Source organism: Streptomyces sp. NRRL S-646 (assembly GCF_000720765.1).
GTDB lineage: Bacteria > Actinomycetota > Actinomycetes > Streptomycetales > Streptomycetaceae > Streptomyces.
Genome location: NZ_JODC01000047.1, coordinates 1 through 13774 on the forward strand (window position 1 = coordinate 1; position 13774 = coordinate 13774).

The following is a 13774-nucleotide window of genomic DNA, read 5'->3' on the forward strand; positions in this document are numbered from 1 at the left end:
CTCCATCGGTGAGATCGCTGCGGCGCATGTGGCGGGGGTGTGGTCGCTGGCGGACGCGTGCCGTCTGGTGGTGGCGCGGGGCCGGTTGATGCAGGCGCTCCCGGCCGGCGGCGCGATGGTCGCCGTACAGGCCACCGAGGACGAACTTCTGCCGCTCCTCACCGACGAGATGGGAATCGCCGCGGTCAACGGCCCGCAGTCGGTGGTGATCGCGGGCACCGCGGACGCCGTGGAGGAGGTGGCCGCGCACTTCCGCGCTGAGGGCCGCAAGACCACATCTCTGCGGGTCAGCCATGCCTTCCACTCCCCGCTGATGGAGCCGATGCTCGCGGACTTCCGCAAGGTCACCGAGAGCCTGACGTACGAGCGGCCGAAGCTGTCGCTCGTCTCCACGGTGACCGGCAAGGCGGCCACCGCCGACGAGCTGATGTCGCCGGACTACTGGGTCGGCCACGTGCGTCAGACGGTCCGCTACGGCGACGCCGTTCGCACCCTCACCGAAATGCGCATCGGCCGCTATCTCGAACTCGGCCCCGACACCGCCCTCACCGCCCTCGCCCAGGCCTCCCTCGACGACGCGGACGAGGCACTGCTCGTACCGGCCCTGCGCAAGGACCGCCCCGAGGCACCCGCTCTCCTCGCCGCGGTGGCCCTGCTGCACGTCGACGGAGTTCCCGTCGACTGGACGGCACAACTCCCCGGTACCGCACCGGTGTTGCTGCCCACCTACGCCTTCCAGCGACGTCGTTACTGGCTGGACGCCTCCGCGCAGCCAGGTGATGTGACGGCCGCCGGACTGGAGCGTGCCGAGCACCCGCTGCTGTCGGCGGCCGTGCAGGTCGCCGACACCGGCGGGCTGGTGCTCAGCGGGCGGCTGTCGACGCGCACCCATCCGTGGCTCGCCGATCACAGTGTGCTGGGCCGGACCATCCTGCCCGCCACCGCCTACCTGGAACTGGCCGTGCACGCCGGTGACCAGGTCGGCCTCGGCCACGTCGCCGAGCTGACCCTGGAGACCCCGCTGGTGCTGCCCGAGCGCGGCGCCGTGCAGCTCCAACTGTCCCTCGGCGGGCCGGACGAGGCCGGGCGGCGGCCGTTCGGCGTGCACTCGCGGGCCGCCGACGCCGCTGCCGACCGGCTCTGGACCCGCCATGCGCAGGGACTGCTCGCCGAGGAGCCGGGAACCGTGCCGCCGGACGCGAGTGCCTGGCCGCCCCCGGGTGCCGTGCCGGTCGTACCCGGCGCGGTGGGGGAGGAGGACGACTGGTACGAGCGGTTCGCCACAGGAGGGTTCACCTACGGGCCGGCGTTCCGGGGACTGGGCCGCGTCTGGCGGCGGGACCGGGACCTGTTCGCGGAGGTGGAGCTGCCGGAGGACCACCGTGCCGAGGCGGCCCGCTACGGGCTGCACCCCGCCCTGCTGGACGCCGCCGTGCAGACCCTGCTCGTCCGGGCCTTGGGAGCCGGGGAGGACGAAGCGGCCACGGCGACCCTCCCCTTCGCCTGGAACGGCGTCTCCCTCCACGCGACCGGGGCGAGCGCGCTGCGCGTCCACCTGGCGCCCACCGGACGTCCGGACGAGTACACGGTGTCCGTCGCCGACCCCGACGGCCGTCCGGTGGCGACGGCGGACGGCCTGGTGCTGCGCAGGGTGGCCGCCGGACAGATCCCCGACTCGCCGGACGCTGAAGCGGCGGACGCTCCGTCGTCCCTGCTGGTCCAGCGCTGGCGGCGCGCCGAGCCGCAGCCCGCCGCCCCGGCCCCCGAAACCGTGCGCTGGGCGCTGATCGGGGAGGGCGACGGAGGTGTCGCCGAGGCACTGGACGCGGCCGGTGTGCACCTGGAGTGCTACGCCGATCTCGCCTCGCTCGCGGCGGCCGTCGACACCGGAACCGCCGCACCCAAGGTCGTCCTCACGACCTGCGCCGCCCCCGGCATGCCCGCCCCCGTGGCCACCAGGGAACTGCTGGCCACGGGCGTGAACCTGCTTCGGCACTGGGTCGGCGACGACCGGTTCGCCGACTCACGGCTGGTCCTGGTCACCCGTGGAGCGCTCGCCGCCGCCGAAGCGGAGGACGTGGACGACCTCGCCGCCGCCGCGCTGTGGGGGCTCGCCCGGTCCGCCCAGGCCGAACACCCCGGCCGGGTACAGCTCCTCGACCTCGACGCGGCCACCGCGTCCGGTGACGACGGAGCCCTGCGCGCCGTTCCGGCCGCGGTCGCCGCCGCCCATCCACAGGCCGCCGTACGCGACGGCGCAATGCTGGTGCCCCACCTCGCGGCACAGGATCCGGCTCCCGCGGTCCCCTTCGACCCCGACCGCACCGTCCTCGTCACCGGCGCCACGGGAGCCCTCGGCACCCTCGTGGCCCGCCACTTGGTCACCGCGCACGGGGCGCGCCGACTGCTGCTGGCGTCCCGGCGGGGCGGAGACGCGCCGGGGGCCGACGCCCTGGTCGCCGAGTTGGCCGCGCACGGTGCCGAGGTAACGCTCGTCGCCTGCGACGTCGCCGACCCGGACCAGCTGGAGGAGCTGCTCGCCCACGTTCCCGGGGAGCATCCGCTGACCGGCGTCGTGCATGTCGCCGGGGTCGTCGACGATGCGACGCTGACCTCGCTGACCGACGACCAGGTCGACGGCGTACTGCGACCGAAGGCGGACGCCGCCTGGCATCTGGACCGGCTGACGCAGGGGCAGGACCTGTCGGCGTTCGTCCTGTTCTCCTCGGCCGCGGGCACGTTCGGCGCGGCCGGCCAGGGCGCCTATGCGGCGGCCAACGCCTTCCTCGACGGGCTGGCCCACCACCGCCGGGCACGCGGTCTGGCGGCCACCTCGATCGCCTGGGGCCTGTGGGCGGCCGCGAGCGGTATGACCGCCGGGCTCACCGCCACCGACCGGGAGCGGATGGCCCGTGGCGGCATGCTGCCGCTGACCACCGAAGCGGGCCTCGCCCTGTTCGACGCGGCTCTCGGCGCGCCCGAGGCGGCTGTGGTCGCCGTCGCCCGGCAGTCCCCGGCCGCCCCCTCGCGCACCGCGACGCGGCGGGCGGTGGCCGTGGGCGCGCCGGCCGACGGCGGGCGGTCACTGGCCCGACGGCTGGCGGGACTCGGCGGGGCGGAACGGCTCGCGGTGCTGCTGGAGGCGGTCCGGGACCAGGTCGCCGCCGTCCTCGGCCACGACTCGGCCGACGAGGTCCTGCCCGACCGGCACTTCGCGGAACTCGGCTTCGACTCGCTGACCGCGGTGGAACTGCGCAACCGGCTCGGCTCCCTGACCGGCCTGGGACTGCCCGCGACTCTCGTCTTCGACCGTGACACCCCGCAGGAGCTCGCCGCGGATCTGGCCGAGCGGTTCGCCGGGGACGATTCGGCGGGTACGGACGCTCCGGGCGCCGCCGGGCCCGGCGACGAGTCGGCGCGGCCGCCCGCCCGCCCGGAGGACAGCGTGGGCGCCCTGTTCCGCACCGCCTGCGAACAGGGCCGTATCGACGAAGGCTTCGCCCTGCTCCAGGCGGTCGCCGAGCTGCGGCCGGTGTTCGAGTCCCCGGGCGAGGTGACCGGTCCGGCCGGGCTGCGGCTGGCCGCCGGGACCGAGGGAGCCCCGCTGATCTGCTTCAGCTCGTATGTGGCGCTGGCCGGTGTGCACCAGTACGCGCGGTTCGCCTCCACCTTCCGCGGCCGGCGGGACGTATGGGCGCTGCCCACACCCGGCTTCGGGCGCGGTGAGCCGTTGCCCGCCTCGCTGGACGCGGTGGCCAGGACACAGGCCGAGTGGGTGCTGCGGTGCGCGGACGGCAGGCCGTTCGTCCTCACCGGGTCCTCCTCCGGCGGCATTCTGGCCCTCGCCGCCGCCCGGCATCTGGAGAAGTCCGGGCATCCGCCGCTCGGCGTGGCGCTGCTCGACACCTACATGCCGCGCGAGGACTCGCCGTTCACCCGCTTCTCGGCCGAGATGCTGGGCGGGATGTTCGACCGGGAGTCGATGTTCGCGCACATGGACGCCGACCGGCTGTCCGCGATGAGCTGGTACATCCGCATGATCGGCGCATGGGATCCGGGCGAGTTGTCCGCGCCGGTGCTGCTGGTGCGGCCCAGCGAGCCGCCGGTCACCGTGGCCGAGGAGGGACCGCTGGAGCCGGGGGAGTGGCAGAGCTCCTGGGACGGCGCGGGCAGCGTGGTCGATGTGCCCGGCAACCACTTCACGATGATGGAGTCCCACGCCGCCACCACCGCGGGCGCCCTCACCACCTGGATCGACGCGGCCCTGCCGCCGTACACCGCCGGCCGGCAGTCGGCCGACCGAACCGAGGGAGCATGATGCGGGTCCTGTTCGTATCCCTGTCCGAGAAATCCCATCTCTACCTGATGGCCCCGCTGGCGTGGGCGCTCACCGCGGCCGGCCACGACGTCCGCGTGGCGAGCCAGCCGATGGCTACCGAGACGATCACCCGCGCCGGGCTCACCGCCGTCCCCGTCGGCAGCGACCACGGCATCCACCGGGACATGTCCGCCTACCGGGAGTCGCAGGACTACCGGACCGCCAACTGGAGCCGCTGCGAACGCGCCGACGTGGACTGGGCGGAGCTGAAGGAGCGCTACGAGCTGAGCGTCCCCTACGCGTTCGCCGTCTACAACGACTCCATGATCGACGACCTCGCGTCCTTCGCGCAGAGCTGGCGGCCCGATCTGGTGGTCCGGGACCCGCTGGCGTACGCCGGTGCCGTCGCCGCCCGTGTCAGCGGGGCCGCCCACGTACGCCTGATGTGGTGCGCCGACGTGTGGGGCCGGACCCGGCAGACGTATCTGGAGCTGATGCGGGAGCAGCCCGAGGCCGAGCGGGTGGATCCGCTCGCCGCATGGCTGGCGGCCAGGTCGGAACCGTTCGGTTTCTCCTGCGACGAGGAGATGCTGCACGGCCAGGCCACCATCAGCACCCTGCCCGCGTCCCTGTCGGTCCCCACGGCCTCGCCCGAACTGCCGATGCGGCACGTCCCGTACAACGGCCGTGCCGTGGTGTGGGACTGGCTGCGCGAGACGCCGAAGCGGCCGCGGGTCTGCCTCAGTCTGGGCGCCTCCAACACCGAGGACTACGGCGGCGACTACGTCTCCGTGCCGGAGATCCTCGACGCCCTGGCCGACGAGGACCTGGAGGTGGTGGCCGCCTTGCTGCCCGCGCAGCGGGAGAAGCTCACGGCCGTCCCCGACAACGTCCGAGCCGTGGACTCGGTGGCGCTGCACACGCTGCTGCCGAGCTGCTCGGCCGTCATCCACCACGGCGGCTACGGCAGCTTCGCCACCGCCATGGCCGCCGGAGTGCCCCAACTGGTGCTCTCCACCCTGGTCTCGGACCACGAACTGCGCGGGCAGGCGCTCGAACGCGCGGGTGCGGGCGTCCATCTGCACCACCGGGACGCGACCGGGGAGACGGTCCGTGACCACATCCGGCGGCTCACCGGGCAGCCGGAGTTCTGCGAGGCGGCCCGGCGGGTGCGCTCCGAGTGCGAGGCGATGCCGAGCCCGCAGGACGTGGTGCGGTCCCTGGAGCGACTGGCGGAGGTCAGCTGACCCGCCCCGATTACTGACGTCCCACCCCTGAGATCCCATGCCCGACATCCATTCCTGACACCAGCTCAACCACACGAACAGGACAACACCCATGAAGATCAACGTGGACCGCGAGCGCTGTGTCGGAGCAGGTCAGTGCGTGCTGGCCGCCGCCGACGTCTTCGAGCAGAACCACGAGGACGGCCTCGTGGAGCTGCTTCAGCCCGAGCCGCCCGAGGACCTGCGAGCCGGTGTGAGCGAGGCGGAGTTGATCTGCCCCTCCGGCGCCATCGAGATCCAGTCCTGACGGCCGGCCTGCTCACCGACGACACCAGTTAGGCGGGATGGAAACCGTGAAGGCTCTTGTGCTCTCGGGAGGTGCGGGAACCCGGCTGCGGCCGATCACCCACACCTCGGCGAAGCAGTTGGTGCCAGTCGCCAACAAGCCCATCCTCTTCTACGGCCTGGAGGCGATCGCCGACGCGGGCATCACCGATGTCGCGATCGTGGTCGGCGACACGGAGAACGAGATCCGGCAGGCCGTCGGTGACGGCTCCGGCTTCGGGCTCGACGTCACCTACCTCCGCCAGGAGGCCCCGCTGGGGCTGGCCCACGCCGTGCTCATCGCCCGGGACTTCCTCGGCGACGACGACTTCGTGATGTTCCTGGGGGACATCTTCGTCTTCGGCGGCATCAGCGACTCCGTCGACGAGTTCCGCAAGGAGCGCCCGGACGCCCAGCTGCTGCTCACCCGGGTGGCCAACCCGTCCGCCTTCGGCATCGCCGAACTCGACGACACAGGGCGGCTGCTGCGGCTGGAGGAGAAGCCCGAGCAGCCCCGCAGCAACCTGGCGATGGCCGGCGTGTACCTCTTCAGCCCGGCGATCCACGAGGCGGTGCGCGCCATCGGCCCCTCCCCGCGCGGCGAACTCGAGATCACCGACGCCCTCCAGTGGCTGCTGGAGCGCGACCGGGACGTACGCACCACGGTGATCACCGGATACTGGAAGGACACCGGCAACGCCGCGGACATCCTCGACGTCAACCGCAGAGTGCTGGACCTGATCGAGTACCGGGTCGACGGCGACGTCGACGAGAACAGCGAGATCGTCGGCAGGGTGCACATCGACGCCGGAGCCGTCATCCGCGGCTCACGCATCGTCGGGCCCGCGATCATAGGCCCCGGCACCCTCGTCGAGGACTCCTACATCGGGCCGTCGACGTCCATCGCGCAGGACTGCGTCATCAGCAACAGCGAAATCGAGTTCTCCATCGTCCTGAGGGAGTCCGCCTTCCACGGCGTCCGCCGGGTGGAGCGCTCGCTCGTCGGCCGCAACGTGCGTGTCTCCCTCGGCCCCCGGGTGCCCACCGCCCACCGGCTGGTCATCGGCGACCACGGGCGCGTGGAGATCTCCTCATGACCCGTCCGACCCCCGCCGCAGAGGCCACCCGCGTCCTGGTCACCGGTGGCGCCGGTTTCATCGGCTCGCACCACGTGAGGACTCTCCTCGGCCCCGGCGGTCCGGCCGGCGTGTCCGTCACCGTCCTGGACAGTCTCACCTACGCCGGCAACCCGGCCAACCTGGACCAGGTCCGCGACCATCCCGCGTTCGCCTTCGTCAAAGGCGACATCTGCGACCGGGAACTCGTCGACGACCTCATGGCCCGCCACGACGAGGTGGTGCACTTCGCCGCCGAGTCCCACGTGGACCGTTCGATCCTCAGCTCCGCCGAGTTCGTCCGCACCAACGTCCTGGGCACCCAGACCCTCCTCGACGTGGCCCTGCGCCACGGCATCCGCACCTTCGTGCATGTCTCCACCGACGAGGTGTACGGCTCCATCGACACCGGAGCCTGGACGGAGGAGTCCCCGCCGAACCCCAACTCCCCCTACTCCGCCTCCAAGGCCTCCTCCGACCTGCTGGCCCTGGCCTACCACCGCACCCACGGCCTGGACGTACGGGTGACCCGGTGCTCCAACAACTACGGACACCACCAGTACCCGGAGAAGGTCATCCCGCTGTTCGTCACCAACCTCCTCGACGGCGGCAGGGTCCCGCTGTACGGGGACGGCGGCAACGTCCGTGACTGGCTGCACATCGACGACCATGTACAGGGCATCGAACTGGTCCGCACCGGCGGCCGCCCCGGCGAGGTCTACAACATCGGCGGCGGCACGGAACTGACCAACCGCGACCTCACCGACCTGCTGCTCGAAGCCTGCGGCGCCGGTCCGGACCGTATCGAGTACGTCGCGGACCGCAAGGGCCACGACCGCCGCTACCGCGTCGACTGGTCCAAGATCCGCGACGAGCTCGGCTACCGGCCGCGCAAGGACTTCGCCACCGGCCTGGCCGAGACCGTCGCCTGGTACCGGGAGCACCGAGCCTGGTGGGAGCCGCTGAAACAGACCGCAGAGGTGACCCGTTGACCAGCCTGAACGAGATCGTCGTCGTCGGCGCGGGCGCCGCCGGCGTCACCACCGCGGAGACCCTCCGCAGACAGGGATACGAGGGCCGCCTCACCCTGGTCGGCGCCGAACGGCACCCGCCCTACGACCGGCCGCCCCTGTCCAAGCAGATCCTCTCCGGCCACTGGGAGCCGGAGCGGATCAGGCTGCGCGGGCCCGACGCCTACGAACGCCTCCGCATCGACCTGCGCCTGGGCACCCCCGCCGCCCGGCTGGACCGCACCGCCCGCGCCGTCGAACTCGCCGACGGCACCCGGCTGCACGCCGACGCCGTCGTCATCGCGACCGGCGTACGGCCCCGACTGCTGCCCGGCGCCGACGGCCTGCGCGGCGTCCATGTGCTGCGCACCCTCGACGACGCACTCGGCCTGCGCGAGGCCCTGGCCCGGGGGCCGCGTCTGGTCGTGGCCGGGGCCGGACTGCTCGGCACCGAGGCGGCCGTCGCCGCCCGCGGACTGGGCGCCGACGTCACCCTGGTCGGCCCCGGGCCCATCCCGCTCCTCGACCTCATCGGGCCGCAGGCGGCTGGTCTTGTCGCCGCCGTCCACCGCGATCTCGGGCTGCGCCTCAGGCAGGGCCGAGCGAGCGGCGTCGAGGGCGCGGGCGGCGCCGTCACCGGCGTACGACTGGCCGACGGGACGCTGCTGCCCGCGGATGTGGTGCTGGTCGCGGCCGGCTCGCTCACCAACACCGAGTGGCTGCACGGCAGCGACGTGCCGGTCGACGACGGCGTCGTCTGCGACGCGCTGTGCGCGGCCCAGCCCGGAGTATGGGCCGCGGGCGACGTAGCGCGCCGACCCGACGCGCACACCGGGCGACTACGCCGGCTGGAACACCGCACCCACGCCACCGAACAGGCCGTCGCCGCCGCCCGCAGCCTGCTCGCCGGCACCGGCGCCCGGCCCTTCACACCGCTCCCGTACTTCTGGACGGACCAGCACGACCTGAGGATCCAGGTATTCGGGGAGGTCGGCGGAGCCGACCGGTACCACATCGTCGAAGGCAGCCCCGCCGAGCGAAAGTTCACCGCCGTCTACGGCACCGAGGGCCGCGTCCGCGGCGCCGTCGCGGTCAACCTGCCCCGCGCCGCCCAGCAGTTGAGGCCGCTGGTGGAGAGCGGGGTGGCGTGGGCGGATCGGCCGGAGCTGGTCGTGGCGGGCGGCGTGGTTGAGGCGTGAGGCGTGGGCAACGGCACGGATGGGGCCGCTGTGCACGGTGCTGTCGCCGTCAACCTCTGACCGGCCGGGGCGGGTTGTGGCGGGTAACGTGACGGACGCCGGCTGTGCGCGGCCGACGTGCGCAGCGGTGGTCAGCGCACCCGAAGCGTGAAGTGCGGGCCGGTGGGCCGGCTGCCCGGCGTTCCCCGGGCTCAGCCGCGGTCGCGGCCGGAACCGGCGTCCTCACCGTCGCCGGACGTCGCATCGTTCAGCTCCGGCATCAGGATCGGCCAGAGGCCGGCGCGCGAGTGGTAGATGTTGACGATCACCAGCATCAGCAGCGTGAAGACGCCGTACTGGGCGCCGTTGAGCGCCGGCACCACGTGCACCGGCAGCGTGTACGCCATCAGCGTGCGGATTCCCGAGTCCACCAGCAACCCGATGCCCCAGATCACCGTGGTGACCTGCCAGATCCGCCGGAAGCGCGGGACCTCCTCCCACAACTCGTCCCAGTCCCGGCCGCCCGCGGCACGCCGCTCCAGAAGCTTCCGTGAGAACCCGAACGCCAGCGGACGCCTTCCCCGCAGCGACACCAGGAAGCCCAGCCCGGCCACGGCCGTCAGCCAGCCGTCCCGCACCAGCAGCAGCCGCGCACTGCCTCCGACCACCGTGACGACGATGCTGAGCACCATCATCGTCGTCACGAAGACGCCCAGCACATCCAGCCGCCGCGTCCTGGCGAACCGCACCAGCGTCGCCACCGCGGGAACCACGGCCCCCGCCGTCAAAGCGATCACATCGCTCACCCCGGCCGCCGTCAGCCCGTAGTACAGGCCGATCGGGATGCCGAAGTCGATCAGCACGGTCAGCAGGAAGGGCGGCCCGGAATCGGAGCCGGGCGAGTCGCGGGCGGCCCGTCCCTCTCCGTCAGGGCCGCGCACAGGGCTGTTGGAGGGCTGGTCCGGCAAGGTGCTTTCGCCGCTGGTCATGCGTACTCCGTCCGTGGGGGGCCGTACGGAACGATTGCCCGGTCACCCCCACGTCAACCGCTGAACGTCAGGGCGGGCCGCCAGGCGCCAGCCTACGTGCGCCCACCCCCGTGGACGCGGGGCGGGGGGAGCGCATCGGCCCAACACTTTGGAATTCCCTAGAACTCGACGACGGTTCACTGCCCGCCGCCCGCTCGGTGCTAGCGTCGGCCGCCAGTCAGTCAACCTCCGCTGATCCAGGAGACACAGGAGACATCTGTGACCGACGTTCAGACAATCCCCGAGTCGCCTGCGCCGACCGAATCCATACCCACTCCGGGTCCCCTGCGACTCAAGGAGATGCGCGAGGTCATCAGAAACGTCCCGCGTTATCTGTCCGGACTCCGGGACAAACACGGGCCGTTGGTCCGTGTCCCCATGGGAAAGACATCCGCTTTCCTCATCGCTGATTTCGACGTCGTGCAGGACGTCATCATCGCCTCCAGTCGTCGCTTCGACAAGGACGCCCAGAAGACCGGCCCCGGCCCCGACGACTGGGGCTCCAGCCTCGAACGCATCCTGGGCAAGGGCCTGGTGACCAGCGTCGGCACCTACCACCGCCGACAGCGCCGGCTCATCCAGCCCGTCTTCCACCGCCGGCGCATCGCCGGATACGGCTCCGCGTTCGCCTCCATCGCCGACGAGGCCTCGTCGAACTTCAACGAGGGCGAGCGGTTCAACTTCCATGAGGCCATGTACGAGCTGGCCCTCGGCATGGTCACCCGCACCCTCTTCGACGTCTCCCTCGAAAGCGAGGCCGCGGACCGCATCCGCACCGCCTTCCCGCGCGAAGGCGGCCCGCTGCGCTGGGAACTGAGTCCGTTCGGGAAGATCCTGCTGCGCCTGCCGCTGCCCGCCAACCGCCAGTTCAAGCGAGGCCTGAAAGCCGTCGACGACATCGTCTACGGCATGATCGACGAGCGGCGCAAGGGCTCCGGCGACGGCGACGACCTGCTGTCCGTGCTGCTCACCGTCACCGACGCGGACACCGGTGAACACCTCACCGACCTGGAACTGCGCGACGAGGCCATGACTTTGCTGATGGCCGGCCACGAAACCTCCTCCGGCTCGCTGACCTGGGCGTACTACCTGCTCGGCACCCATCCCGAGGTCCGCGAGAGGCTGCACGCCGAGATCGACGAGGTCCTCGGGGACCGGCTGCCCACCGTCGAGGACCTGCCCCGCCTCAAGTTCACCGACGCCGTGTACTCCGAGGCGCTGCGCCTGTACCCACCGGCCTGGGTCCTCGTCCGGCGCGCGCTGGAGGACTACACCGCCAACGGGTACCACATCCCGCGCAACAGCGTCCTCATGGTCAGCCCGTACGTCCTGCACCGCGACGCCACCTGGTGGCCCGAGCCGGAACGGTTCGCCCCCCAGCGCTTTCTGTCGGAGCCCGACCCGTCCGACCCGCTCGCCGGTCACGCCAAGGCCCCCGGCCGCCCCAAACTGGCCTACCTCCCCTTCGGTGCCGGGCCCCGCCAGTGCATCGGCAACGTCTTCGCACAGATGGAAGGCGTCATGGCCCTGGCCACCCTCAGCCGGCACTGGGAGTTCGAACCGGTCGGCGATCCCCCGACCCGGGTCACCAGCGACTTCACCCTCCAGCCCCGCGGCGGCATCGACATGGTCGCGCACCGCAGGCGCTGACGGTCCCCTGACCAGGGCCGAACAAGTAGAAGTCTCCCTAGACCACGAGCTGCCTGCGGGACTGGCCCGCAGGCAGCCATCAGTATGAAAACATCGCGCGGCAGTCGGATCCGGCCGGAACGCGCGGCCAGAAAATGAGCTGGATCCGTAGGGCGGAGGCAGTGGCCGTGTTGCCAGAAGACGCACAGGCACGGGAAAACGCGCCGGAATTCCTTCCGTCGTACGAGGAAAACGCGACGGCGGCCGGGAATGCGGAAAACGCGACGGCGGGCAGGAACGTGGCACACGAGCCGACGGCCGGGAATGCGATAGCGGTCGTGGGAATTTCCTGCCGTTTTCCGCAGGCCCCCGACCCCGCCGCTTTCTGGCGCCTGCTGATCCAGGGCGAAGAAGCCGTCACGGAAACCCCCGAGGACCGCCGGGACACCCTCGCCGACGCCGACCCGACCGCTGGTGGCACCATCGGCCGCGGCGGCTACCTCGACCACGTCGACCGCTTCGATCCCGGCTTCTTCGGCATCTCACCCCGTGAGGCCGCGGCCATGGACCCCCAGCAGCGCCTGGTCCTCGAACTCGGCTGGGAGGCCCTGGAACAGGCAGCCATCGTCCCCGCCCGGCTGCACGGCAGCCGCACCGGTGTCTTCGTCGGCGCCATCTGGGACGACTACGCCTCCCTCGTCCGCCGCCTCGGCTCCGAGGCCGTCGGCCGGCACACCCTCAGCGGACTCAACCGCGGCATCATCGCCAACCGCCTCTCCTACGTCCTCGGCCTGCGCGGACCCAGCCTCACCGTGGACACCGGCCAGTCCTCCTCCTTGGTCGCCGTACACATGGCGTGCGAAAGCCTGCGCCGCGGAGAATCCGAAATCGCCCTGGCCGGCGGCGTCAACCTCGTCCTCGCCCCCGACAGCGCCCGCGCCTCCGCCGGGCTCGGCGCCCTCTCCCCGGACGGCCGCTGCCACACCTTCGACGCCCGCGCCAACGGTTACGTACGGGGCGAGGGCGGCGGACTCGTCGTCCTCAAGCCGCTGGCCCGCGCCCTGGCCGACGGCGACCGGATCCACTGCGTGATCCGCGGCAGCGCCATGAACAACGACGGCGGCGGCGACGGCCTGACGGCACCCCTGCGCGAAGGCCAGGAGGAAGTCCTGCGCCTGGCCTACCGCGAGGCCGGCGTGAACCCCGCCGACGTCCAGTACGTCGAGCTGCACGGCACCGGCACCAAGCTCGGCGACCCCATCGAGGCCGCAGCCCTCGGAACTGTTATCGGCCGCACCCGCCCCGACGGCTCACCTCTGCTCGTCGGCTCGGTCAAGACCAACATCGGCCACCTGGAAGGCGCGGCCGGAATCGCCGGTCTCCTCAAGACGGTTCTGTCCCTGAGCCATCGGCAGATCCCCCCAGGCCTCAACTTCGAGACCCCCAACCCCGCGATCCCTCTGGACACCCTCAACCTGCGGGTCCCGACCACTCCCCGACCCTGGCCGCACGACGACCGGCCACGGCTGGCCGGCGTCAGTTCCTTCGGCATGGGCGGCACCAACTGCCATGTGGTGCTGGCCGAATGGACCGACCCGGCCAGCGGCCCGGCCGACCTCGCCGGGAGCCCGGCGGCCGCCCCCGTCGCCGGCCGGGCTTCGACCGCCGGGCCAGCACCGCGCGCCGACCACGGCCCGCTGCCGTGGATCCTGTCCGCCCGCACCCCGAAAGCCCTACGGGCCCAGGCGGAGCGCCTGCTGTCCCACCTCGACGCCGACCCCGGCCTCGCCCCTGCCGACATCGCCTACTCGCTCGCCGAGACCAGGACCCGCTTCGAACACCGCGCCGTGCTGCTGGCCGACGACGGCACGGAGTTGCTGCGGGGTCTGGAGTCGCTGGTGGCGGGTGTTCCGGCGGCTGGGCTGGTGCAGGGTGTGGCCGATGTG

At 72.1% G+C, this 13774-nt stretch carries 9 protein-coding genes; 8 read left to right on the forward strand and 1 reads right to left on the reverse strand.

What is annotated here, in order from left to right; all coding sequences use genetic code 11:
- From IH68_RS0148330 to IH68_RS0148355, 6 genes are all read left to right on the forward strand, one after another.
- A partial coding sequence (locus IH68_RS0148330) for an SDR family NAD(P)-dependent oxidoreductase (RefSeq protein ID WP_051834152.1) occupies positions 1 to 4318 on the forward strand: 4318 nt, incomplete at its 5' end.
- Positions 4315 to 5565, forward strand: a complete 1251-nt coding sequence (locus IH68_RS0148335) for an activator-dependent family glycosyltransferase (protein ID WP_234341851.1) — start codon at positions 4315 to 4317, stop codon at positions 5563 to 5565. The genes IH68_RS0148330 and IH68_RS0148335, both read left to right, overlap by 4 nt.
- A 91-nt stretch (positions 5566 to 5656) precedes the next feature.
- A complete protein-coding gene (locus tag IH68_RS0148340) occupies positions 5657 to 5851 on the forward strand; it encodes a ferredoxin (RefSeq protein ID WP_030950096.1) in 195 nt (64 codons plus the stop codon).
- 46 nt (positions 5852 to 5897) lie between these two features.
- On the forward strand, positions 5898 to 6965 hold the full coding sequence (locus tag IH68_RS0148345) for a glucose-1-phosphate thymidylyltransferase (protein ID WP_030950098.1): 1068 nt from the start codon (positions 5898 to 5900) through the stop codon (positions 6963 to 6965).
- The gene (rfbB, locus tag IH68_RS0148350) at positions 6962 to 7975 is read left to right on the forward strand and encodes a dTDP-glucose 4,6-dehydratase (RefSeq protein ID WP_030950100.1); all 1014 of its coding nucleotides are present in this window, start codon (positions 6962 to 6964) and stop codon (positions 7973 to 7975) included. Before IH68_RS0148345 ends, rfbB begins: the two co-directional genes overlap by 4 nt.
- Positions 7972 to 9192, forward strand: a complete 1221-nt coding sequence (locus tag IH68_RS0148355) for an NAD(P)/FAD-dependent oxidoreductase (protein WP_030950101.1) — start codon at positions 7972 to 7974, stop codon at positions 9190 to 9192. Before rfbB ends, IH68_RS0148355 begins: the two co-directional genes overlap by 4 nt.
- A gap of 191 nt (positions 9193 to 9383) precedes the next feature.
- Here IH68_RS0148355 and IH68_RS52250 read toward each other — a convergent pair whose 3' ends face one another.
- Entirely contained in the window at positions 9384 to 10160 is a 777-nt protein-coding gene (locus IH68_RS52250; protein WP_051834153.1) for a VC0807 family protein, read from the reverse strand.
- 339 nt (positions 10161 to 10499) lie between these two features.
- Between IH68_RS52250 and IH68_RS0148365 the strand changes: the two genes are divergently transcribed.
- A complete protein-coding gene (locus IH68_RS0148365; RefSeq protein WP_078912958.1) occupies positions 10500 to 11849 on the forward strand; it encodes a cytochrome P450 in 1350 nt (449 codons plus the stop codon).
- A 134-nt stretch (positions 11850 to 11983) separates the two neighbouring features.
- Positions 11984 to 13774, forward strand: a 1791-nt coding sequence (locus tag IH68_RS0148370; RefSeq protein WP_199932019.1) for a type I polyketide synthase, incomplete at its 3' end; no start/stop codon positions are given.